This is a genomic window from Streptomyces sp. NPDC001889 (assembly GCF_053594535.1).
In genome coordinates this window covers 76308-98272 of record NZ_JBSFER010000010.1, presented here as the reverse complement: position 1 = coordinate 98272, position 21965 = coordinate 76308, and the positions used below count along the sequence as shown (strand labels likewise).

The window sequence follows — 21965 nt, the reverse complement described above, 5'->3', positions numbered from 1 at the left end:
TCAGCTCCCCTCGGCGGACGGAACGGCGCGGTCGCGGTCCGGGGTGGCGAGGTGCTCGCCGACCTGTTCGATCAGCAGCCCCATCTCGTAGCCGACCCGGCCGGCGTGGGCAGGGTCGTCGGTGGGGTCGGTCGCCACCGCCAGCAGGCTGCCCCGCCCGGCGGCCATGATGAAGAGCAGGCAGTTCTTCTGCTCGACGGCGAGCTGCCGCACGTCCTCGTCCAGGTCGGACCCGGCCGCGTCCACGGCGGTGGCTCCGAGGTTGAACAGGCTGCTCGCCGCGGCGGCGAGCCGGTCCCGGGCGGCGTCGTCCAGCCCGGTCGACGAGCCGGCCAGACCGTCCCGGGACGCGAGGACGGCACGCGTATGGTGCTGCATCCGGATGGCGAAATCGTCCAGAAGCCACTCCAGGCCGTGGAGATTCCAGTTCTGGGCGGTGGTCTGACGGGACATCGGGAACTCCTCGGGTCACAGCGGGGAAATCGGAGCGGTACGGGACGGCTGGAAAGGGCCCGGTGTCAGGCCGGAGGCTCCGTGGCCGGCGCGGCGGCGCGGTCGGCCGCCCGGCGTGAGCCTTGGAAGAACGCGCCCGCGAGACCGGGGCTCGGCGCTTCGGCGGGGTGGTCGCCGCCCGGCCGCAGCGCGGGAACGCCGGCGCCGGGCGAACGGCGCGGCAGCCGGGGCCGATCACCCGACCCCGCCGAGTCCCCCGGCGCGACAGCCAGGGCCAGGGCCGGGCTCGGGGCCGCCGCCAGGGGAGCGGGCGCGGGCGGGGGAGCCGCCGGCGGGGCGGCGGGCGCGGGGCGCGGGGCCGGGGAGGGCCGGCTTTGCCGCACACCGGGCGGCATCTGACCGGCGGTGAGGAGCAGACGGCGGGGAATGAGCACCGAGGCGACCAGCCCCTGCTCCGGCTGCGCTTTCGCCCGCAGCCCCACGGTGACCCCGTACGCGGCGGCCAGCCGTGCCACCACGGACAGCCCGACCCGCCCCGAACTCAGCCGCTCCAGCAGCATCTCCTCGGTCGGGGCCGCGAGCAGGGCGTTCTCCGTCGCCAGAGCCTGCTCCATCATCGACAGACCGTGGTCCTCCACCTCGACCAGCAGACCCTGGGCACACCGCACGGCCCTCACCTCGACCGTCGTCTCCTTCGGACTGAAGCGCAAGCCGTTGTCGATCACGGCCGCGAGGAGATGGGTGATCCCCGGCCCCGCGTAGCCGAGGACCCACAGCTCCTCGTCGAAGGGCCAGGTCGTCCGGGCGCGCCGGTAGTGGAGCGTCTCCGCCGTCGCCTGCCGCAGCACCGTGCCCAGCGGCACGGGCTCCCGGGCCGGCGCGAACGGCCGGCCCCCGAGAACCATCAAGCTCTCCGTGTAGCGGCGGGCCAGCGTCGCGTGCTGCTCCGCCTCGAACGTCCGCCGCAGCAGCTCCGGATCCTCGATCGCGTTCTCCAGCTGCTCCAGGATCGTCAGCAGCCCGGTGACCGTGCTGTGCATCCGGGGAGCGACGCTCGCCACCACCTCGGCCTCCCGCCGCAGAGCCCCCTGCCGCCGGGCCTGCCCGATGCCCTCGGCCGCCTCGCTCAGCCCGGCCTCCAGCGCCTGGCCGAACAGGGCGAACACATCACCGGCGGGCTGCGGGGCCGGATCCGGCCGGCCCAGCGCGGCAGCCACCCGGTGACGTCCCGCGGCGAGCTGCGCGACGTACCGGCCCAGCCAGACATGGGCGTGCTCAAGGTTCCGTCGCAGTTCGGCCTCCCGCGCACCGGTGACCGCGTTCTCCCCGTCCAGGACCGCGGCGTCGGCGCCGGCCTTCTTCCGGCTCAGCGCCAGCACGCCTGCGCCCGCCGCGAGCGCGCCGGTCACGGCCCACTCCCAGGGCAGGAGCCCGGCCGTGTGAACGGCCCAGGACACCGACGGGACCGCCGCCCCGGCCAGGACGGCGCCCCGCGATCGGGACCGCAGCCGTGAACACCACCAGCGCACGTCACGGACCGGCGGCGCCGCCGCTCGCCGACGGTCCGGCCGGCGGCGGGTGAAAGGCAGGGACGGCATCATGAACCAAGACCTCAAAAAATGGACGAAGTATCAGATACAGGACGATGGATGGGTGTGCGGGAGGGACCGGCCGTCCGCGGGGCGTCTGTGTCCCCGCGGACAGCCGGGAGAGTGCGGCACCGCACACCGGTTCGGCGCCGCGGTCTCGCTCCAGCCCTGGGGGGACGGGGTTCCGGCACGGTGGAGGTCGTCCCACCGGGCCGGAACCCCGGTCCCGTCGGAGGCCGGAGCCCTCCGGTCCGGCACGCCGCTCACCGCCCGGCACAGGTGCGAGCCGGGACGGACGTGCCGGACCAGGGCCGTCCCAAGGGCACCCGCTCCCGGACCCGTGACCACGGGGGAAGCCGACGGGGCCAGGACGATCACGCCCCGGGACGGCCGTTCACGAGCCGGGCGTCAGGGACCCCGGCCACCCCCGGCCGGCCGGTGCAGCAGGCCGGACTCGTGGGCCCGCAGCACCGCGTGGGGCGCGGACAGGGCGCCCAGCCCGGCGAGCACCGCCCGCTCCGTGTCCCCGGCCACAGCGGGAACCGGGCCGTTCAGCTCCGTGTACCGGTCCGCGGGCATGCCCGACGCCCACGCCTCCAGCAGACGAAGCGCCGCCGGGCCCAACCACACCGGCCGGGAGGGCCGCACCGGGATCAGGCCGCGACAGACCGCCTCGTGCACCAGACCCGTCCACGTCAGCCCCGGCCAGCCGGTCAGCGCCCGGCCCAAGGAGGCCATCCGTTCGTGAACCTCCCCCTCGGAGGCGGCCAGCTGGCAGCCGACCAGCGTCCCGGCGTCCGTCCCGTGCGCGAGAGCGTCCAGCACCACCGCGTCCACGAGCCTCACCCGCCCGCCCGACCGCCTCCGGCCCCGAGCCGTGGAACCGTCGAGATCCCCCGAGCCGAAGAAGCGGATCCGGCCCACCGCGCTGATCCGCGACGGACACCGCGCACCCCACACCACCACCGTTTCGCCACGGCCGTCCGACAGCAGCCGGACGCCCCCGAAACGCGACAGCATCTCCAGCGCGGCGGCGACCGCCTCGCCGACCTCCCGGGGCCCGGCGGCCAGCGCACCGCCGAGACGGGTCTCTCCGGCAGGCACCGCGAGCACCCCTTCCTCCCCGGCGCCGGCGAAGTACACCGTCACCGCCGCCGCGAGCAGCGCCGGATCATCCAGCGACCACACCGCGGCCCGGTACCCCGGGGCCGCCTGCGCGGCCCCGAAGGAGACCACCACCCCACCCGGGGCGCGGACACCCCCCGGCCCTCCGTACAGCTGACCGGACCGGGCAGGCCCGTCCTCCGTCCAAACGGCAGAGTTTTCAACGAAGATCGTCATCATGATTCCCACGGCGTCGAGGAGAGACGGAAGCGGCAGGCCGGACGGCACCGGCCGCAGGGCTACCGGCCGGCCGCGCACACGCCCAGCCCCCGTGTGAGGACCCGGGCGTCCGGCAACGCGATCGGCTCGGGAGCCCCACGACTCCACGGCGGGGTCTCCCACCGCAGGTCGTCCGACGGCGGCAGCGTCACCCGCTGGTCCCCCGAAAGGACCCGGATCCCCTCCCCCTTCGCCAGGCGCCCGGACCCGGCACTCACGAAGAAGACCCGCTCCGCACCGGCGATCAGGCACGGAAGCACCACACCCTCGGCCTCCAGCCGGTGGTCCCGCTCCACCAGCAGCGCCAACTGCGCCCCCACGTCGCCCGCCACGACCACGGCGTCGAACCGCGAGACGCACAGCGTCGTCCACTTCGCCAGGGGCGACCGCTGCCATACCCGGCCGACGTCCTGCCCCGTCACCGGCGCACCGTCCGCGGACAACGGCCACCCCAGGACCTCCGTGTACGCGTTCAGGAGAGCCTGCGGGTCGCTGGAACGGGGAGGCCAGACCATGTCGATCACATCCTTGTGACGGAGACCAGGGACAACGGGACGAGGCCGCGAAGCCGACCCAGCGGCCGACGGGGCCCAAGACCGCGGCCCGGCCGTACCTGGGCGGCGGTGAAGCGGAAGCCAGGTTCACCGACCAGCGGGGCGACGAACAACCGTGACTTCTCACGGACGAGGCCACAGCCCGCCAGACCTCACGGAAACGAGCCGGGTTTCCCTGACAAGTCACGGAAACCGGGAGGGCGTTCACATCCGGGTCACTACACTCAGCGCACAACCCCGTCGCGGAGGTGACGACATGGGCGACCGGCACCCGCTCTCCTGCGCCGCACGACTGCGCGCCCACGCCCAGGCCGAGGGCCGCCCCCTGGAACAGACGGCCGCCGACATCGCCGCCTGCTGTGGGGTGAGCCTCCTGCGAGCCCACCGCCTCGCTCGGGGCTGGACGCTCCAGCAGGCCGTGGACGCCTACCGGGCCATGACCCGGGACATGCCTGCGGCCGCCCGCGTCGACCAGGAACAACTGCGCATCTGGGAAACCCGCCCGGACCGGCGTCCCCGCGCACAGACCATCGACCTGCTGTGCCGCCTGTACGCGACCAGCACCCAAGGGCTCGGCCTCGGCGGCGACTACACCCCCGCCACCACGTCCCTGGCGGTGAGCCGACAGCCGGTCCCACCCATTCCCTCCGCCCCAGAGGCCGGCATCCCCCAGCCGGCCGACGCGCTCGACCAGCTCCTCGACCGCACCCGCCACGGAGTGGACCGCACCCTCGCCCGCGCCACCCTCAGCCCCTTCCAGCTCGACCTGCTGGAGGAGCGCCTGCTCGATCTCCGCAGGCAGTACCTCGTGACCGCACCCGCGCCCATGCTCGAACAGATGCTCCCCGAAATCGACGAGATCCAGCTTCTCGCCGCGGAACGGCAGCCCGGCATCGTGCAGATGCGGCTGTCGGAGCTGACCGCCGTCCTCGCCACGCTGGTCGCCGACGCACTGATGAAGCTGGGCCGGCTGCGCCAGTCCCGCGCGTGGTACGCCACCGCCCGCGCCGCCGCCGACGACACCACCACCACCGATCTCCGCGCCCGCACCCGCGTCCAGGCCGCGATGCTGCCCTACTACTACGGACCACTGGCCGGCGCGGTCAAGCTCTCCTACGAGGCCCGGATACTCGCCCGGCACCACGACACCCCCACGGTTGCGTTCGCCGCGGCAGCGGAAGCCCGCGCCCTCGCCCGTCTCGGCGACACCACCCGAGCCCGCGAGGCGATCCACCGCGCGCGCGACGCCTTCGACCACTCCGACGCCACCGACGCCACCGACGCCTTCGCCTTCCCCGAGCGCCGTCTCCTGCTCTACCTCAGCGGCGCACTCACCCATCTCGGCGACACCCGGGAAGCCGGACGCGTCCAGACGCGGGCGCTCACCCTGTACGGCGACCATCCGGGGATCGACCCCGCCCTGCTCCACATCGAGCAGGCCATCTGCCTCGCCCACCAGCGGCACCTGTCCGAGGCTTGCCGGCTCGCCACGGCCTCCTACCTCGAACTCCCGCCCGCCCAGCGCACCGAACTCGTCGGCGCCCGCGCCCACGACGTCCTCACCGCCATCCCCGCCCGGATGAGAACCACGCAGGCCGCCCGGGAACTCGAAGACGCCCTCGCACTCCCCGCCGCCGCCGTGGGATGACAACACCGTCCCCTCTGCCTCAGCCTGGGGACCATGACGGAACCCCTGCCCGGCGGCTACAGCAGCGCCGAACTGACCGCCCTGATCGCCGCCGCGCGCACCGAACTGGGACTCGACGGCCAAACGCCGCACCTGCTGCGAGGCCACACCAACGCCGTCATCCACATGGGCCCCGTCGTCCTCAAGATCGCCCGCAAGGGAACCACCGCGGCGGCCGTCGAGCGCACCGTCGCCCTCGTCCGCTGGCTCCAGGAGCACGACTTCCCCACCGTGCCCCTCCACACCCACGCACAACAACCGCTCCGCCTCGCCGACGGCGCCCTCGCCACCGTCTGGACCTACTACCCCCAACCCCCGGAGCCCGTCACCGCCGCCGACCTCGCGGCACCCCTCGCGGCCCTCCACCGGCTCCCGGCCCCACCGGTCCCCGTACGCCGGCTCGACAACCTCCGTGCGATCCGCCGCTCCCTCACCGCGATCCGCGCCCTCGACAACGACGACCTGGCCTTCCTCACCGACCGCGCCGACCGGCTCGAACACGACCTGCGCACGGTGGAGTACATCCTCGAACCCGGCATCCTCCAGGGCGACCCCCAACACCGCAACGCCCTCCACGACCCGTCCGGCGATCGGACCGTGCTGTGCGACTGGGACACCATCGCCTGCGGCCAGCCCGAATGGGACCTGGTCACGGTCGCCATCCATTGCCACCGCTTCGGCTACAGCCCCGGCCACTGGACCGACTTCGCCACCGCGTACGGGCTCGACATCCGCACGTGGCCCGGGTACCGGGTCCTCCGCGACATCCGAGAGCTGCGCATGATCACCACCAACGCGCGCAAGGCCACCCACACGCCCGGCTCCCTTTCCGAGGTCCAGCGCCGGATCAAGGGCCTGCGCGACGAAGAGGACAGCCTGTTGTGGAGCATCCTCTGAGCAGCGCTTCCTCAGGAAAGACGCTGCGGTCCTCACAGCGGTCGGCATGAAGCACCTGCCCGGAGAGGCACCGTCACGGGCACGGGAACCGGCCGAACGGCCGGTGCGGGGAGCGCCAGAAGCGCGAGTTCCTGCACCGATTCCGTCGCCATCACCACCGTGACCCGGGCGCGCATGTCCGTTTCCGTCCGGGAACGCCGCAGCAGACGCAGAGCCCGGCCATGTGCCTGGCGGGCTCCGTCCGTGAGCCGGGCCTCGTGCTTGAGTGCTCGGCCCAAGGCTCGGGTGTGGGCGGTGAGGTCGCGGCGTACAGCGGCGAGTGCCTGCTCGGTGCGCGGCAGCGGCTGATCGTCGGCCATCAGCCGGCCGGTGACGGCCAGGGCCCGGCCGCACAGCACCGGCAGCGGGACTCGCCGCAGCTTCCGTCCAGCCGTTCCCGGGGGCGCGGCGATCCGACGCCAGAGGGCGCGCGGACCGTCGATCCGCACCGTGTGCGGGCCCGTGGGGGCGGTTGGTAACCGGCGCGTCGGGACCGGGAGAAGAACGGTGGGCGAGGTCATACGAGTCTCCGGGCGGAACAGGGCTGAGAAGGCGGCAGGTCGGACATATGTGCTGGTCACGGTGTCGCCGCGAGAGCGCGAGCACGGGGGAGGGCCTGGAGGGGAACACGCACCCAGACCCGTTTGCCTGGCCGGTTGTGGTGTCGGGCGTAGCCCCAGTCGGGGGCGATCCGCTGAACAAGGGGAAGACCCCGGCCACCAGTGTCGGCGTCGCCGGGCCGGCGCAGACACGGCGGATCGGGAGAGCGGTCCTCCACCCCCACGCACAGCACCCGCCGGTCGCACTCCAGAGTCAGCGCGATCAGGTCCCCCGGGGCCGATCCGTGGGTGAGGGCATTGGTCACCAGCTCATCCACGGCGAGGAGCAGCAGATCAAGGTCAACGCCCTGCCCGGCCAGTACCGGCTCCCACGAGCGCAGGAACTTCCGCGCGAGCCTCCGCGCCAGCGGAGCATGCACGGCCAGCGCCGGGAAAACCGCACAGCACATTCCCACCGAAGGATCCCCGACACCGCCCAGGGCACCGGCCACGTCCGATCGTTCCCAGATCCGGCACCAGTCATCGGTCTCCCACGCGGCGGGCTCGGCCGCCGTCACCGTCACCCGCTGCTCCTCCAGCCAGGCGAGCACGGGCGCGCGGCGGGCTTCGTCCGCCCCGAGCTCCTCACGAGAGCGGACGAACAGAGCGCTCCCGCCGCCCTTCAGGAACGGGGCGATCGAGCTCCACCCCCGGCGGTCCCCCAGCACCACGCGCGGGCCGGCGACGTCTGAGGCCGCGGCGCGAACGGTGTATCCCCGCTCCGCGGCCGTACGGGCCAGCGAGTCGAGGGCGGCCACGGTCGCGGTCGCGTCCGACCCGCAGGCGTAGAGCACGGCGGTCTTCAAAGCTGCGGACATGACGGGCCCTCCGAAGCGAGGTCGGGAAACTGCGGCGAGCGGAACGAAGGAGCGGCGCTGCCCACGGGCCGGCGGGAGAAGGCACCGCGCGGGGCCGTGTGACCACCGGGAACCCGAATGGCGAGTATGCGTGCGCCGATGCGGACGATCTGAGCCCGCCGGGCGGCGGCCTGGGCGCGTGATCCCAGGTGCGCGGGGGACGGGATGACGACGCCGTAGCTGCGGGGAAGTTTCGTCAGCGCGTCGACGAGGGCGTTGAACTCCTCGCCCCGGACGGCGTCGGTGTGTTCGGTGAAGACGCCCCGGAGGTCGAGTTCGTGGCGGCGGCAGTGGTCCACCAGGGCCTCGCGCAGAGCGGTGTGCTGTCCGCGGGCGCCGGGGGGAAGCCGCAGGAACCCGTAGACCGCCGGCTGGTCGACGGAGCGCTGTTCGGTGAGCGGTTCCACGGCGGCGCTCTCCCCACGGGGTCGGAAGCGGATGCTGAGGTTCAGCCTGGCCTGGCCGGGGCTGCCGGCCAATGAACGGCTGTTGCACTTCCGTGGCACTTGCGTGCTCGCCCGCCCGCGCGGCGTGGTTCGATGACCGTCGAGCGTTGGGAGCGTTGCGTGGCGACCGTGCACCACTGGACCGGCCTGGAGGCCCGCGTACTGCGGCTCGCGCTGCGGATGACCGTCCGGGACTTCGCCGAGTATCTGGGGGTCGGGGTCCGGACGGTGTCGAAGTGGGAGAAACTCCGCACCCTGACGGAGCCGAGGCCGGACAACCAGGCAATCCTCGACACCGCGCTCGCTCGTGCCGACGCCGCCGTCCATCCCCGGTTCGAGACCTTCCTCGCCGAGGAGACCGGACACCCGCCCACCTCGATGCCGGATCTGGGCCGGGTGACGGTCAGCCGGGCGTCCGGCGCGGACCTGGAGGCGTGGGCCGACGACCTCGACCGGACCGTGGTCGCCCTGGCCCGGCAGGACTTCACCTTCGCCGACAGCCTCATCCGCCGCTGGACCCACCGCTTCCCCGCCACCGCACTGGACGACCGCGGCCTCTACCTTCTCGCCCGCGCCACCACCCTGCTCGGCGACCTCAAACGGGACCAGGGCTCCGTAATCGGCCCGCTCTCCGCCGCCGGCGACTACAACACCGCGCGATCCCTGTTCGGGCAACTGGACATCCCCCGCCGGATCGCCCAGATCGACCTGTCGCTCGCCGTCACCACCGAGATGTCCGGCCGACTCACCGCCGCAGCGCGCCAGTACGAGACCCTCGCTGCCGACCCCCGCCTCTCGCCCCGGGACCAGGCCCGCGCCCGGCTGTGGGTGGGCACCGCGCTCAGCAAGGACGGACAGAACACCTACGCCGCCCACGTCATGGAGATGGCCGCCCGCGCGTTCGAGACCCTGGACGAGCCGGAGGACTGGTCGGTCGCTCACCAGAAGATCGCCCTCGCCCACCGCGGCGCCGGTGACCTGAGCGCCGCCCTGAACTGCATCGGCATCGCCCGCGCCACCGCCCGGCCGGACGCACCCCTGCCCCAGGTTCGCCTGGACACCGCCTACGGCCACATCCTCATCAGCGATCCGGCGACCCGCGACGAGGGCCTGCGCGTCCTCGACACCGCCGCGCACACCGCGGCCCGGATCGGGCTGCGCCATCAGCTGGCCGCGATCGACGGCATTCGCACGCCGGCCCACGCCGAACCCGGCCGGGCCTGACCACCGAGAAGAAGGACACCCGTGACCAGCACTCCACCGGCGATCACCGACGCTCAGCGGGAGATGGCCCGCCTGATCTGGGACTACCACCAGATGGACCACGACCTCTGCCCCGCGGACGTGGCGATCGGCCTGGGCAGTCATGACCTCGGCGTCGCCACCACCACCGCCGACCTCTACCACCAGGGTTTGGCCAAGGTCGTGGTCTTCACCGGCGGCAACAGCCCGACTACCGCGAGGGTCTTCCCCCGGGGCGAGGCCGTCCACTACGCCGAGCACGCCATCGCCCTCGGCGTCCCCGAGCACGCCATCCTCGTCGAACCGAAGGCGGCCAACACGGGGGAAAACATCGTTTTCAGCCGCGCCCTCCTGGACCAGGCCGGCGTCCACCCCGCCACCGTGCTCCTCGTGACGAAGCCCTACATGCAGCGGCGGTCGTACGCGACCGTCCGGAAGGTGTGGCCGGAGGTGGAGGTGGTGTGCGCCTCCGAGCAGCTCGCCTTCGAGGACTACGTCGCCAGCATCGGCGACGGGCGCCTGGTGGTGGACATGCTCGTCGGCGACCTCCAGCGGGTCATCGAGTACCCGCAGCGCGGGTTCGCGGTCGAGCAGCACGTGCCCGAAGACGTACGAGAGGCGTACGGCGACCTGGTCGCGGCGGGGTTCACCAGTCGGCTTGCGGCCTGAGGAGCGGTTCCGCGCATTGCCCGGGGCCGCGGTGGCGGCGGGGTGGATGGGCCTGCGGGGTGTCGTGGGCACGGTTCCTCCTTTCCACGCTGGTTGACTGGTGTACGGGGCCGAGTTGATGGGTTCTCCAGCCTTGCAGCGGTGGAGGTGAAGGAGGGACCGCGGTGGGCCCTCACTTCGTCCCACTTCACCGCCAGGACAGTGCCTTTGACGCACCCGTCGGTGAGGAGCAATACATCTCAGAAGTGATGAAACGCCTCTCCTGTTCGGAGGGGGTGGAGCGGTTTCCCACTTCTCCTCATTTCACGCTGGCCTCTTGACAACGAGCCCGGGAATGGTGTGGCGCAGCCTGGGGCTCTGGTTCTCCCGTCACCGTGTCAAGGCGGCCGAGATGTGATCCGTGTCAAACATGATGGAGACCAGCGGGGATTGGGGAGAGGTCCGGCTGTGGGCCTGGTGTGGGCCTGTTGGGGGCCGGGCGCTCGTAGGCTGTGGTGAACGCCGATCCCAGGGAGGCAGACTCGTGGCGGTGGCACGGTGGACCGGGCACGAGGCAGCTCTGCTGGGTGAGGCGATGAGGATGCCGATCAGGGCGTATGCCGAGCGGCTGGGCGTGAACCCGCGGACGGTGACGAAGTGGCGTGCCCGCGGGCGTTCGATCGGACTGCTGCCGGAGACCGCCCTGTTGCTGGACTCGATGCTGCGGATGTGCGATCCGGACGTGGCCGCCGTCTTCCGCGCCGCGCTGGCCACGGGCTCGGCCGACAGCCCGGCTGACGGCGGGCAGCCGGTGCCGGTGGGACCGTTCACGGTCGTCAGTCACAAGGTTCTGCCCGTCTTCGTCGGTGAACCGCTCAGGGCGCTGTTCACCAGGGCGCGGCCGAGCCCGGCGGGACCCGGCGGGCTGGAGCACCGGGTCACCGAGGTCGGGCACCCCGACGGCCCCGGGTCGCGCCTGTACCTGTACGCCTGCGGCGTTGCGGTCTTCCACCTGGCCCAGCGCCGGACGGCGGCTTCTCCGGGAGAACTGGCCGAGTGGCGCTACCGCACCTACGCGACCGATCTGATCTGGGCCGACGAACGCCTTGCCGAACTCCTCGGACCCGGAACGCCGAGGGCCGGCTACGTGCTCTCCGCCTACGTCCTGGAGGACAGCCCCTGGGAGGCACGGCTCCTGCCGACCGCGATGCAGGTGCTCACCACACCGTCCGCCGTGGTCGACCGCGGACACCCGGACGGCCCCAGACGCCTTGGTGACGAGACCGACCGGGCACTGCTCACCCAGGGCTACTCGCACCCCGATGTGGTGGACTTCGGCAGCCGTGCGGTGTCCCTGGGGCTGGCTGGCTGGTCCGGTGTCGCCTACCACCCCCTTGCGCCCGAGCGTGCGCTCGCGGCGGACGCGATCGTGGCCCTGGAACTGGACGTGCAGGCCCTGTGGGCGCTGAGCACTCACATACTCGACGAGGTCGAGGCCGGCCGGGATCCGGTCATGCCCGCCGACTACGGCTGGCGGTTCCTGCGGGGCGCGCGCTCCCGGCTGACCGCCGCCCGGCCCCAGGAGACCGCTCAGCACCAGTTGATGCGCGAGGCGATCCTGACCACGAGCGGACTGCCGGACCGGCTGCGCTCCGCCCAGGAAGCCCTGCGGGAATCCCACGCACCATGAGCCAGACCCCACCGAAGCGGAGGACAGCCGATGGAACTGCACCGAGCCGTGCTGGTGATCGTGGACGCCCAGCGGGGCTTCATCAACCCGCACACCCGGACGGTGGCACCCGCCCTGGTACGGCTGGCGAGGGAGTGGACCGCAGCCGGACGGCCGCTCGTGCTGACCCGCTTCCGCAACCCGCCCGGCTCACCGTACGAGACCATCACCGGCTGGACCCGGATGCGCACCGCTGAGGAGCAGGAGGTCATCGGTGAACTCGCCCCCTTCACCGAGGGCGCGCACCTCGTCGACAAGACCGGCTCCAGCGCGATCACTGCGGACTTCGTCCGTCTTGCCCAACTGCACGGTTGGCGGGAGCTGATACTGGCCGGGCTCGACACCGACGCCTGCGTCTACGACACCGCCACCGCCGCCTACCACCAGGGCTTCGTCCCCTGGATGGTGACCGACGCCTGCGCTTCCGGCGGCGGTCCCGAGTACCACGAGGCGGCCCTGCTCCTCGCCCGCCGCAACCTCGGCCCCCGCCAGCTCCTCACCACCACCCAGCTCACCCTCGCCGACCACGCCGACAGCATCGTTCGCCCGGGCACGGGAGCGTCCGCATGACCTCTGGTCCGGACACCGACCTCATCGTCGTCGGAGCCGGCCCGGCCGGCGTGGCCGCCGCGGTCATGGCCTGCGGCCTTCACCTGTCCACGATCCTCGTGGAAGCGACCGCCGTCGGCTCCAAGCTGTCCGCGATCGGCGCCGTGAACAACGTCCCCGGCGCCTGGACCACCGGCCCCCACCTCGCCGCCGCACTCGAACGCGACATCACCCGCCACCAGCACACCGGCCGCCTCACCCTCCTCACCGCCCGCGCCCGCGGCGTGACCGGGCACCCCGCCCACGCCGAACTCACCCTCCACGACGGCCGCACCCTCACCGCCCGCGACATCGTCGTCGCCACCGGCACCACCGCCCTCACCACCGCCGACACCGACTGGATCACCACCCCCCATCCCGTACCGCCGCTGCCCCCGCTGTGGCGGGCCACCCCCGCGGACCTCACCGGCCGAACCACCGTCGTCCTCGGCGCCGACCGCCCCCTCGGCACCTGGCTGCGCGCCCACCTCGACACCCCGGCACGCCTGGAAGTGCTCCACCCTCCGGCCGACGCCTACAAGACCACCGAGGTCCAGGACGACCCCCGGGTCCGCCTCGTCCCCGTCACCCGGGCCGTGGTCGAACCCCTCGCCGAGGGACGGGTCCGGGTCACCGCCGGGGACCGGTCGGGGAGCGTGTACGAGCGGGCCGACGGGGTCGTGGTCACGAACCTCGGCAGCGCGCCCGCCGCACTGGAGGGACTGCACCGCGGACCGGACGGCTACTGCCCTCCCGACCGGCAGCATCCCCGCGTCCACGTCGCCGGCGACCTCAAGAGCGCCCGGATGCAGCGGATCTCCGTGGCGATGGGCGACGGAAGCCGCGCCGCGCTGAACGCCTACTACCGGGATCACGCCGGCTAGAACCGCCCGGCGCCCGGCGGACACCGGGCCGGCTCAGACGCGGGGCAGGGCTGCGGGGGCCGGCAGGCGGGCGGTGTGGAGGCGGGTCCACCGGTAGGCGGTGCTCTCGCGGCGCAGTTCGACGAGTTCGACCCGGCCGATGCGCAGCGTGACCGGGGGGAGGGTGCGGAGGGCGGCGACGGCGTCGATGACGGGGCGGGCGTCGCGGTCCCGGTTGTTGTAGGCGATCCCGAGGTGAGGACGGAAGCCCGCGGTGGGGCGGCCCGCGGGCAGCCCGTGCCGGCGGGCGGCGCTGTTCAGCACGGTGTGGAGGTGCAGGAGCGGGGTCCAGGGGGTGAGGCTGTAGCGGACGGCGCCGCGGGACCCGGTCATCGGGTGGGCGGACAGGGCGAAGGCGCGCGGCGCGTGTTCGGCCACGGTCCGGGCCAGTTCGGCAATCTGGCGGGGGGTGACGTCGGTGCGGTGGCCGATCCTGCCCAGGGTGATGTGGAGGCCGTCGTCGGGGACGGGGTCGAGCCGGAGGGGGGCGAGGTGATGCTGGCAGTGCCGGGTCAGGGCGCTGAGTTCGGGCGAGCGGGGCAGGAGCATCCAGTAGTAGGCCCGGTGTCCGGGCGTCCAGCCGGGCCGGTCCCAGTGATCGGTCATCCGCGCCAGCGCGGCGAACGCGTCCCAGTCGTGGTCGACGACCGCCTGCGGACGGTCGGGGTCCGGCGGCGGATCGACGGGGAACGACCGGGCATCGGACCTGAGGGCGGCGGGCACAGCGATCTCCTCCTACAGCCGGTGCGCGGCGGGCGCGGCGACGGGCGCGGCCTGGGGCTGGGAGTGCCAGGAGCGCAGCATGTCGGCATAGTCCCGTACGGCGGGCGTCGTGTGCCAGCGGGCGGCGTGCTGGTGGAGTTCGCCGGCGCGCTGCCAGACGGAGCGGATGGGGGCGGTGGCTCCGGCGGTCAGGGCGGTGCGGCCGAGGACCATGGCGTGGTCGATCTCGGGTGAGGGCTGGTGAAGCAGGGCGGTGGCGACGTCGAGGCCGACGAGGGCCCGGCTCCAGCGGGAGGAGGACCGGTTGAGGAGCGGGTCGATCTCGGCGGCGTGGTCCAGGACGGCCTGGGTGTCACCGAGGGCGAGGCGGGCGGTGATGGCGTTGGCGAGCGTGCGCGCCAGGGAGTACGGGGTGAACGCGATACATGAGGTCATGCCCTCGGAAAGCGTCGTCTGCCGCTCGGACAGGGTCATGGCGCGCCCGATGGCGGCTTCCGCGCCGCGGCGCTCCCCGGTACGGGCCAGGGCCCGTGCGCGGCCGTTGACCAGGAGCCGGATCGCCTGCGGGCTGTCGGGCGCCAGGTCGACGCCCGCGCGGGCCGCCTGGTCGGCCTCGGTATACCGGCCGGTGTAGTAGAGGCCCAGCGAGCGGGTGCCCGCCGCCCACATCTGCGTCTCCCGGTCCCCGGCCTCGCGGGCGAGCAGCTCGGCTTCGGTGCAGTACGCGTCCACCGTGGCGAAGGGCGCCGAGCTGTTCACGGCCATGTAGCCGAGTACCCCGGCTGTCCGGGCGGCGAGATGGAACAGCTCGGCGCGGGCCCGGGGCGGCTGATGTCCGGCGAGGAGCGTGTGCAGCATGGTGCGCAGCAGCCGGGTCTCGCCCACCAGCAGCCGCGGGCCGAGAGCCTCGTAACGGTCGATGACCCCTTCCAGCGAGGTACGCACCGTGGCCACGAGGGCCGGGTCCGCGTTCGACGCGGTCAGCAGACGCGTCTGCGCGCCGATCTCCTGCGCGCCGTCGAACTCCACCTCCCCGCCGTCCGGCGCGGGGGTCCCGGTGTCGGCGTCTTCGGTGTCGGCGTCTTCGAAGAGGTGCTCGGCGGGCATGGCGAACAGGTGGCGCAGGATCGTTGCTGCTTCGCGGCGGGGCACCCCCTTGAGCTGGCCGGCCGACCACCGGTCGAAGGTGGCGCGCGAGACCATGACCCTGGCCAGTCGCGGCTCCCGCTCCGCTCCGGCCGCCTGGACGGCGGCCTCGCGGAAGGCGTGGCGGAACGCTTCGTACGCCGTCAGGCCGCGCTGCTCCAGCAGGACGGCGAAGACGGTGGTGCGGACCATAGGGGTGCTGCTCCTTCCGGACCCGCTCCGACTGGAGCGGGCGGTGCTGTCACCAGGGGGGTATTCCGTTGTGGAGGTAGGCCGTCCGCCCGGTGGTGAGGGCGGCCAGGGCCTGTTCGAGCCGCCGGCGCTGGGCATCGGGCAGCAGCGGGAGCGCCTGGTCCGGGGGGAGGAACGCGCACGCGTTCAACTCCTCGTCCCGGGGGCGTACGGCGGCAGCCTGGGCGGCGGTGAGGGTGCCGGCGTCGAAGACGAAGGCGATCAGGTCGTCCCAGGGGCCGTGCGGGGCGACCCAGTCGATGACCAGGAGCCGCTGGACGGGCAGGTCGAGGGCGAGTTCCTCGCGCAGCTCGCGCCGCACCGTCTCGGTGGGGGGCTCGTTCGCCTCGGCCATGCCGCCGGGAAGGTCCCAGCCGTTCTTGTAGTCGGGGTCGACCAGCAGGACGCGGCCGTCCGGGTCGCGGATGACCGCATCCGCGCAGGATCGCTTGCGGGCCTGCCGGGCGTTGCCCTCGGCCAGGTATTCCGTCCAGCCCGGGTCACCGGGTCGCGGCTTCGTCGTCATGGTGGGGATTGTTCCCCGCCCGGGCCACTGCCGTCCGGCACGCCGGGGAAGAGCAGCCGGCGGTGCCGGGCGGTGTCCTGGACGCGGGTGAGGAGCTCGGCGACCGTGTTCCGCGAGCCCCGGGGCATCACGGTCAGAGCCTGCTCCAGGCCGGTCAGCCGCTGCGTGATCCGTACGGAGCCGAGGTCGGCACACGCCTCCAGGAGCTCGTGACCGACCGCGCACGCGCCCTCCAGCTCACCCTGGGCGAGGAGGACCCGGGCGAGACAGAGCTGGGAGAAGGTCCGGCTGCGGCGCCGCTCGGGCCCGCGCAGCGCGACCGCCCGCCGGGCCTCGGCGGCGGCGGTGGACAGGTCACCGAGGTCGCGGTGGACCCACACGGCCCCGCTGGTGAACGCGGCCTCGTCGAACGGGGCGACCCAGCCCGGCACGGGCTCCGCGGGGACCTGGCCGAGCAGGCCGCGGGCGGCCTCCAGAGCCCGCAGGGCGCCGACGTCCTCGTGCCGCCGGGCCAGGGCCCGGGCCTCCATGGTGTGCAGCCGGGCGGCCAGCATCGGCACCGGCGCCGCACCCCGCAGAGCGACCAGCCCCGTCCGGGCCAGATCAAGCGCCTGGTCGGGACCGGCGCTCTGCAACGCGAGATGACTCATCGCCACGAGCGCGTTGGCCGCGACCGACGGATCGGCGACACCGCGGGCCAGCCTCAGAGCGTGGGTGAAGTGCTCACGGGCCAGCGCGTCACGCCCGCTGTCGTGCGCCATCCACCCGGCCATCTCCGTCAGCGCCGCCGCCGCCCTGAACGCCGTCTCCCCGCCCGGGTGCGCACCGCCGAAGAGCACCGGGCCGAGGGTGGTGCGCAGATAGTGGACGACGGCCGGGTAGAGGGTGCTTCCGCCCTGCCGGCGGTCGGTGCGCCGAAAGCTCTCCACCGCCGCCAGATACGGGTCGTCGGCCACCGGCTCCGGAGCGGGCAGAGCCCAGACGCCCGGGTCGGGCAGGCGCGTGACCGCGTCGAAGCGGGAGAACAGCACGCTCACGGGCTCACCGAAGAGGTGCTCCAGGACCCGGGCGACGGCACTGCGGGGCACCGTCCTGATCCCGCCGGACACCCACCGCTCGAACGTAGCGCGCGAGACCGCCAGCGACCCGAGGCGCCGGTCCCCGCACCGCTGGGCGAGCTCCCCGGCCGCGCGGGCGAAGTGCCCGCTGAACCGCTCGTACGTCCAGCCGCGCTCCCGGACCAACTGCCCGAAACGGGTCGCCGTGGCCATCCGCCGCTCCCTTTCCCAGCCGGAGGGGACAGCCGGCCATGGCGTCCCCTCCTCACTCCCCGGCTGCCGCCGCGACACCCGCACAGGAGAAACACTCCGCGACACCGCATGCACGGTTCGTGATGTCCGACAGCATGCTCCCTGGACACCCCTGCCAGCAACCAGTCCGAGCAAATTGCCCGACTGCCTTGTCTTGTCCAGGAGTTCGCGAACACGCCACACTTGCGCTCATGCCGGAACACAAGCAAGCGCCCGGGTCAGCCGCCCTGGGGGAAGTGGGGCGCCGACTCGAACGGCTCCGCACCACCAACGGGCTGACCCTCACGGCCGCCGCCGCGCACTGCCGGGAACAGGGCCTGCGCACGGACGCCACCGCGCTCAGCCGCATCGAGAACGGCCGCCGCCGCACCGTGGCCGACGACCTCGTCACCGCGCTGCTCCGGCTCTACCGGGCCGACAAGCGGACCAGCACCGAGATCACGGAGCTGCTCGGGCCCGGTACGGGCACCGTCCGCCGGCCACGGCCACCCCTCCTGCGCCGCCACAGCGACCTCCTGGGAGAGATGAGGTTCGAGGACTACCTGGACCGCGAAGCCCAGGCCGTCCGGCTGCGGAACTACGAACTCACCCTCGTCCCGGGCCTGCTCCAGACCTCCGACTACACGCACCACGTCATCACCGCGCTCCGCCCCGACCTCACGCCCAGGCAGATCGAGGGCCTGTGCGACGTGCGCCTCCACCGCCAACGCGCCGCCGCCGAAGGCGTCCCGCGCGAACTGGACGCCCTCATCGACGAGAGCGTCCTCCTCCGCACCATCGGCGGCCCCGCCGTCATGCACGAGCAGCTCGAACACCTGCTCACCACATCCGAGGAGCCCGGAACCACCATCCGGATCCTCCCGGCATCGGCCGGCGGCCACCCGGGGCTGGCCGGACCCTTCGTGATCATGAGTTTCCCCGAGGCCACCCACGCCCGGGACATCGTGTGGATCGAGACCCTCAGCACCTCCGTACACCTCGACCAGGAAACGGACGTCGCCCGCTATACCGACACCTTCACCCAGTTGTGGGGCCTGGCTCTCGACCCTGCACACACCCGTACCCGCCTCAGAACACAGATCCAGGAGCTCCACGCGTGAACCGCCAGCACCCGCCCCTCCCTGACCCGTCCACGATCACCTGGACGGTTTCCTCCTACAGTGGAGGTGGCGGCAACTGCGTCCGAGCGGCGCCCCACCCGGACGCGGCCGGCTTCATCCTGCTCGGCGACTCCAAGCGGCCCCATCAGGCCCCGCTCGCCATCCGCCGCAGCACCTGGAACACCTTCCTCCAGATCGCCGTCCAGCAGCCCTTCACAGCTGCTGCGTAGACCTTCGGACAACAGTCCGGGATTACACGGCCCCGCCAGGCCCCCACAACCGCCGAGGCCTGGCGGCTGCTGTCCGGAGAACGGGTCACAACGGGACGACACCGCCGGGCCGGCAACCGTGCGGAGCCCAAACCACCCGCACGATGGATACCCCCGCAGCGCCGCCCATCGGTAGCGTCCGCCGTCTGCGCCCGGCGCACCGTGCGCCGGCGCAACGGAAGGGACCCACTATGGCCCGCCGCCGCGCCACAGCAGCCGCTCTCACGGCTGCTCTCCACTGCGAGGACGACTTCCCCCTTCAGGGGCGCAAGCGCGAGAACCTCCCCCTCAGCACACGGGTGAGCCTGCGGACGACCACGCTCGGCCCGCGCCGCCAGCGCTTCCTCAACCCGGCGGCCCTGGACTTCACCTGGTACCAGCGCGCCCCCGCCGCCTCCGTCGCCCCGTCAGAAGGGCCCATCTGAACAACTGGGAACCAGGAGCCGGGCAGCGCGGGGGGCGGGCCGGCGGCGCGAGAACCAAGCGAGAGCCGTCCTCGGCAGGAGCCGAAGATGCCCATCCTCGGTCGGCCTCGACCCCGCGTCAGCAGCCATCCATACAGTCCCGCCGCCGTTGGACGGCACCTCGCCGGCGCCGCCTCTACCGAGCGGCCGTTCGCCACGGACCGAGGGTCCTCCGCAGCACTGTCTCCTCGCGGAACGGCGTGTCCACACCGTGGCCGCCGAGCCGCCCGCCCGTGTACTCGATCTCGCCGTCGAGGTTCCGGTAGAAGAAGACGGCGTCGCCGCGCTGCACTGCGGCAATGTCCTCGGTCAGCTGGTCCAGTTCGTCGGTGTCGTCCGGGGCCCAGTCGTACTCGGTCCAATAGATGCCGCTGATCCACAGCCGCAGGTTCCCGGGTGAGACGGCAGCGACGATGTCGCTCCCGGCACCGCCGGTGGACAGGAGCACCAGGAAGTCGGCGGATTCGAGCAGCGGCGCGCCGTACGCGGCGGCCGCCGTGCGGAACACCGCCCGGGCGGGCTCGGTTCCGTCATCCACAGGGATTCCGCCTCGGCTGCCCGGCGCCCCAGTTCCCGTACCGCATCTTCCCGTCCACCTTCCCGGAAACCCTAAAAGTTACTCGGAAAGTACCCTTTCGACAGTCAATGTCGTGCGTACGCAGCACATACTTCTTCCCCGACTTCACGGGCATGAAGTCCTCCGACCGGTTCTTGGTGGCGTTCTTCCAGCCGCCTTTCGTCTTCCTCTGGAGCTTCGCGTCGATGACGAGCCGGGTCGGCACCTTCGTGCCGGTGCACATCGCGCTCACCTTGGCCAGGATCACCTTCCTGCCCTGCTTCTTCCCCTCGCCCTTCGACTTGTGCGGATCCATCGCCTTGGCGCCGCATGCGCCCTTTCCGGCCGCCGGGGCCGACCCGGCCGCAGCCGCCTCGGGCGACAGCGACGCCACGGTCATGAGCAGGGTGACAACAGCGGTGAGGGAGCGACGCAACAGAGGACTCCTCATAGAACATGAACGGGGCACGGTCAGTTCCAGCAGCCAGGAACAAAGTGCACGCTCCTGTTCTCCAGGGACGCGAGGCCCGTTTCTCGGCTCGGGCCGGTCAGTATCCCGCCGAGGCCGAGCCCACAGGCACGCCTCGTAGGGGAGTTCACCCGTCCGAGTGGAGCACCACTCCCAGCAACTCCGAGAGGCAGCCGTGCACGCCCGGGGCGCACAGAGCCGGCCGCGCGCCCGCAGCGTGTCGGTTCCGTACGGTGCGGCAGCCCGCCCGCCCTACAGTGAGACCGATCCATCCAGGGGAGCGGAGGACCCGATGACCGATCACGCACCACCGACGTTCACCACCTACGTCAACGACGGCGAGCTGGTCGTCCTACCGGCCAGCATCAACACCATCAGGGCGGCGCTCCCCGAAGAGCAGCGGGACGCCTTCGACACCGAGATCGGCGAGGCCCACGCCGAGGACCTGCTCACCGTGCTCCTGCGGTGGGCCCAGGAGACCGACCCCCAGGTACGGGCCTTCCAGAAGGGGATGTTCGAGCGTCTGGAGAACGGGCACGCGGAAGGCTTCATCTCGTCCGAAGGCCTGCACGCCCTGATCGGCCCCACCCCGGGAGCGTCCTGATGGCCTACCGCGTCCAGTACAGCTCCGCGGCCGCCGATTCCGTGAAGAAGATGAGCGAGAAGCGCCGCAAGAGCTTCCTCGGAGAAGTCGGCAGACTCGCCGAGAACCCCTACGTGTTCGGGGTGGCCCTGCAAGGGAACGAAGACCGGCGCGAGGCCACACTCGCGGGCGCCGCCGTAGTGTTCTGGGTCAGTCGCAACGTCCTGACCATGTCGGTCATCACCGTGGTGCACGCTGACTGAACCAGGCGCTCCTCTTCGCTCGTCGTGAGGAGCCCGGAGCACTCCCAACAGCATGGCGCCGCTGCTGACGCCGGCCAGGACGCCCGCCAGCGGCGGCCGGGCTTGTCGCCCACCAGCCGGAACGGACGGACTCTGCGATCGAGCACTGGCGACAGCACGATTGTGGCACTCTGCCCACATGACACAGAGTGATACCGACGGCACCTCTCGTGGCGGGTATGCGGGCGATCTGGCCTTCTGGACCCTTGTCACGGCCTTCGCCGGCGCTCTCTCCGGCGTCTATCTCTCCTGGGCCGCAGTGGCTTCGTGGCAGGTGGGCGACCGGTACTGGACCTGGAACCCGGCGTGGTGGCTCCTGCCCTTCGTCACGGTCATCGGCAACCTGGCCGTCGCCGCCCCCGCGGCAACCGCTCTGACGACCCGTTCGGTCCGGGTCCTGTGCGCCGCGGGAACGGCCGCGATCGGTGTCCTCTACGCCCGGCTCCACAGCGACGCGCTGCCCTATCCCGTTCTGATGTGGCTGTGGCCGGTCAGCGCCACGGTGACGGGGATGCTCGCCCTGGTGCTCCTGATCGGCCAGCTGTCCCGCCCGCCCTGGCGCACCTCGGTCTCCGCCGCCGGGGACAGGCCGTAGCAGGACCACCCGACCGTGCGGGACGCCGACCAGGTCTGCGCAACCCGGCGTGCGGGG

Annotated in this window: 26 protein-coding genes; 13 read left to right on the top strand and 13 right to left on the bottom strand. The window is 72.6% G+C overall.

Annotated features, from left to right (window positions below):
• The 4 genes from ACWCRA_RS13340 to ACWCRA_RS13325 form a co-directional block, all read right to left on the bottom strand.
• Positions 1-453, bottom strand: coding sequence for a roadblock/LC7 domain-containing protein (locus ACWCRA_RS13340; RefSeq protein WP_451067533.1), 453 nt, complete (start codon positions 451-453; stop codon positions 1-3).
• Positions 454-518: 65 nt separating this feature from the next.
• On the bottom strand, positions 519-1910 hold the full coding sequence (locus ACWCRA_RS13335) for an ATP-binding protein (protein WP_451067532.1): 1392 nt from the start codon (positions 1908-1910) through the stop codon (positions 519-521).
• 540 nt (positions 1911-2450) lie between these two features.
• Positions 2451-3278, bottom strand: a complete 828-nt coding sequence (locus ACWCRA_RS13330; RefSeq protein WP_451067531.1) for a DUF6302 family protein — start codon at positions 3276-3278, stop codon at positions 2451-2453.
• Between the two features lie 167 nt (positions 3279-3445).
• Positions 3446-3940 carry a hypothetical protein gene (locus ACWCRA_RS13325; RefSeq protein WP_451067530.1) on the bottom strand — a complete coding sequence of 165 codons (495 nt, stop codon included), beginning with the start codon at positions 3938-3940 and terminating at the stop codon, positions 3446-3448.
• 295 nt (positions 3941-4235) lie between these two features.
• Between ACWCRA_RS13325 and ACWCRA_RS13320 the strand changes: the two genes are divergently transcribed.
• The gene (locus ACWCRA_RS13320) at positions 4236-5627 is read left to right on the top strand and encodes a hypothetical protein (protein WP_451067529.1); all 1392 of its coding nucleotides are present in this window, start codon (positions 4236-4238) and stop codon (positions 5625-5627) included.
• Between the two features lie 33 nt (positions 5628-5660).
• The gene (locus tag ACWCRA_RS13315; RefSeq protein WP_451067528.1) at positions 5661-6563 is read left to right on the top strand and encodes a phosphotransferase family protein; all 903 of its coding nucleotides are present in this window, start codon (positions 5661-5663) and stop codon (positions 6561-6563) included.
• A 32-nt stretch (positions 6564-6595) separates the two neighbouring features.
• Here ACWCRA_RS13315 and ACWCRA_RS13310 read toward each other — a convergent pair whose 3' ends face one another.
• The 3 genes from ACWCRA_RS13310 to ACWCRA_RS13300 all read right to left on the bottom strand — a co-directional run bounded on the left by ACWCRA_RS13310 (position 6596) and on the right by ACWCRA_RS13300 (position 8465).
• Positions 6596-6922 carry a hypothetical protein gene (locus tag ACWCRA_RS13310; protein WP_451067527.1) on the bottom strand — a complete coding sequence of 109 codons (327 nt, stop codon included), beginning with the start codon at positions 6920-6922 and terminating at the stop codon, positions 6596-6598.
• A 257-nt stretch (positions 6923-7179) separates the two neighbouring features.
• Positions 7180-8019 (bottom strand): ATP-binding protein, encoded by an 840-nt coding sequence (locus ACWCRA_RS13305; protein ID WP_451067526.1) that lies wholly within the window; start codon positions 8017-8019, stop codon positions 7180-7182.
• Positions 8004-8465: a hypothetical protein gene (locus ACWCRA_RS13300; RefSeq protein ID WP_451067525.1), complete on the bottom strand. Its 462-nt coding sequence runs from the start codon at positions 8463-8465 to the stop codon at positions 8004-8006. Before ACWCRA_RS13300 ends, ACWCRA_RS13305 begins: the two co-directional genes overlap by 16 nt.
• 159 nt (positions 8466-8624) lie before the next feature.
• Here ACWCRA_RS13300 and ACWCRA_RS13295 point away from each other — a divergent pair, with 159 nt between their 5' ends.
• The 5 genes from ACWCRA_RS13295 to ACWCRA_RS13275 all read left to right on the top strand — a co-directional run bounded on the left by ACWCRA_RS13295 (position 8625) and on the right by ACWCRA_RS13275 (position 13595).
• Complete coding sequence (locus ACWCRA_RS13295; RefSeq protein ID WP_451067524.1) at positions 8625-9728, top strand: helix-turn-helix domain-containing protein; 1104 nt, start codon at positions 8625-8627, stop codon at positions 9726-9728.
• A gap of 21 nt (positions 9729-9749) precedes the next feature.
• Positions 9750-10415 carry a YdcF family protein gene (locus ACWCRA_RS13290; RefSeq protein ID WP_451067523.1) on the top strand — a complete coding sequence of 222 codons (666 nt, stop codon included), beginning with the start codon at positions 9750-9752 and terminating at the stop codon, positions 10413-10415.
• 523 nt (positions 10416-10938) lie between these two features.
• A complete protein-coding gene (locus ACWCRA_RS13285) occupies positions 10939-12084 on the top strand; it encodes a helix-turn-helix domain-containing protein (RefSeq protein WP_451067522.1) in 1146 nt (381 codons plus the stop codon).
• A gap of 30 nt (positions 12085-12114) precedes the next feature.
• On the top strand, positions 12115-12693 hold the full coding sequence (locus ACWCRA_RS13280; protein WP_451067521.1) for an isochorismatase family cysteine hydrolase: 579 nt from the start codon (positions 12115-12117) through the stop codon (positions 12691-12693).
• Positions 12690-13595 carry an FAD-dependent oxidoreductase gene (locus ACWCRA_RS13275; RefSeq protein ID WP_451067520.1) on the top strand — a complete coding sequence of 302 codons (906 nt, stop codon included), beginning with the start codon at positions 12690-12692 and terminating at the stop codon, positions 13593-13595. The genes ACWCRA_RS13280 and ACWCRA_RS13275 overlap by 4 nt, the downstream gene beginning before the upstream one ends.
• A 33-nt stretch (positions 13596-13628) precedes the next feature.
• Here the strand turns inward: ACWCRA_RS13275 and ACWCRA_RS13270 are convergent, their stop codons facing one another.
• From ACWCRA_RS13270 to ACWCRA_RS13255, 4 genes are read right to left on the bottom strand one after another with little or no spacing between them, the layout of a single operon-like run.
• Entirely contained in the window at positions 13629-14357 is a 729-nt protein-coding gene (locus tag ACWCRA_RS13270; RefSeq protein WP_451067519.1) for a 2'-5' RNA ligase family protein, read from the bottom strand.
• 12 nt (positions 14358-14369) lie between these two features.
• Positions 14370-15695: a hypothetical protein gene (locus ACWCRA_RS13265; protein WP_451067518.1), complete on the bottom strand. Its 1326-nt coding sequence runs from the start codon at positions 15693-15695 to the stop codon at positions 14370-14372.
• A 49-nt stretch (positions 15696-15744) separates the two neighbouring features.
• Complete coding sequence (locus tag ACWCRA_RS13260; protein ID WP_451067517.1) at positions 15745-16260, bottom strand: NUDIX domain-containing protein; 516 nt, start codon at positions 16258-16260, stop codon at positions 15745-15747.
• Positions 16257-17531, bottom strand: coding sequence for a hypothetical protein (locus ACWCRA_RS13255; RefSeq protein ID WP_451067516.1), 1275 nt, complete (start codon positions 17529-17531; stop codon positions 16257-16259). The genes ACWCRA_RS13260 and ACWCRA_RS13255 overlap by 4 nt, the downstream gene beginning before the upstream one ends.
• Positions 17532-17761: 230 nt before the next feature.
• Here ACWCRA_RS13255 and ACWCRA_RS13250 point away from each other — a divergent pair, with 230 nt between their 5' ends.
• The 3 genes from ACWCRA_RS13250 to ACWCRA_RS13240 all read left to right on the top strand — a co-directional run bounded on the left by ACWCRA_RS13250 (position 17762) and on the right by ACWCRA_RS13240 (position 19364).
• On the top strand, positions 17762-18670 hold the full coding sequence (locus ACWCRA_RS13250) for a helix-turn-helix domain-containing protein (protein WP_451067515.1): 909 nt from the start codon (positions 17762-17764) through the stop codon (positions 18668-18670).
• Positions 18667-18900 (top strand): DUF397 domain-containing protein, encoded by a 234-nt coding sequence (locus tag ACWCRA_RS13245; RefSeq protein ID WP_451067514.1) that lies wholly within the window; start codon positions 18667-18669, stop codon positions 18898-18900. The genes ACWCRA_RS13250 and ACWCRA_RS13245 overlap by 4 nt, the downstream gene beginning before the upstream one ends.
• 230 nt (positions 18901-19130) lie before the next feature.
• On the top strand, positions 19131-19364 hold the full coding sequence (locus ACWCRA_RS13240) for a hypothetical protein (RefSeq protein WP_451067513.1): 234 nt from the start codon (positions 19131-19133) through the stop codon (positions 19362-19364).
• 175 nt (positions 19365-19539) lie between these two features.
• Here ACWCRA_RS13240 and ACWCRA_RS13235 read toward each other — a convergent pair whose 3' ends face one another.
• Positions 19540-19941: a hypothetical protein gene (locus ACWCRA_RS13235; RefSeq protein ID WP_384299817.1), complete on the bottom strand. Its 402-nt coding sequence runs from the start codon at positions 19939-19941 to the stop codon at positions 19540-19542.
• A complete protein-coding gene (locus ACWCRA_RS13230; RefSeq protein WP_451067512.1) occupies positions 19934-20395 on the bottom strand; it encodes a hypothetical protein in 462 nt (153 codons plus the stop codon). The genes ACWCRA_RS13235 and ACWCRA_RS13230 overlap by 8 nt, the downstream gene beginning before the upstream one ends.
• 325 nt (positions 20396-20720) lie before the next feature.
• On the opposite strand from ACWCRA_RS13230, the gene ACWCRA_RS13225 reads away from it, so the two are divergent.
• The 3 genes from ACWCRA_RS13225 (at position 20721) to ACWCRA_RS13215 (ending at position 21908) form a co-directional block, all read left to right on the top strand.
• Entirely contained in the window at positions 20721-21032 is a 312-nt protein-coding gene (locus ACWCRA_RS13225) for a hypothetical protein (RefSeq protein WP_384299815.1), read from the top strand.
• Positions 21032-21274 (top strand): type II toxin-antitoxin system RelE family toxin, encoded by a 243-nt coding sequence (locus ACWCRA_RS13220; protein WP_384299814.1) that lies wholly within the window; start codon positions 21032-21034, stop codon positions 21272-21274. Before ACWCRA_RS13225 ends, ACWCRA_RS13220 begins: the two co-directional genes overlap by 1 nt.
• Before the next feature lie 178 nt (positions 21275-21452).
• The gene (locus tag ACWCRA_RS13215) at positions 21453-21908 is read left to right on the top strand and encodes a hypothetical protein (protein WP_451067511.1); all 456 of its coding nucleotides are present in this window, start codon (positions 21453-21455) and stop codon (positions 21906-21908) included.
• The last annotated feature ends 57 nt before the right edge of the window (positions 21909-21965 follow it).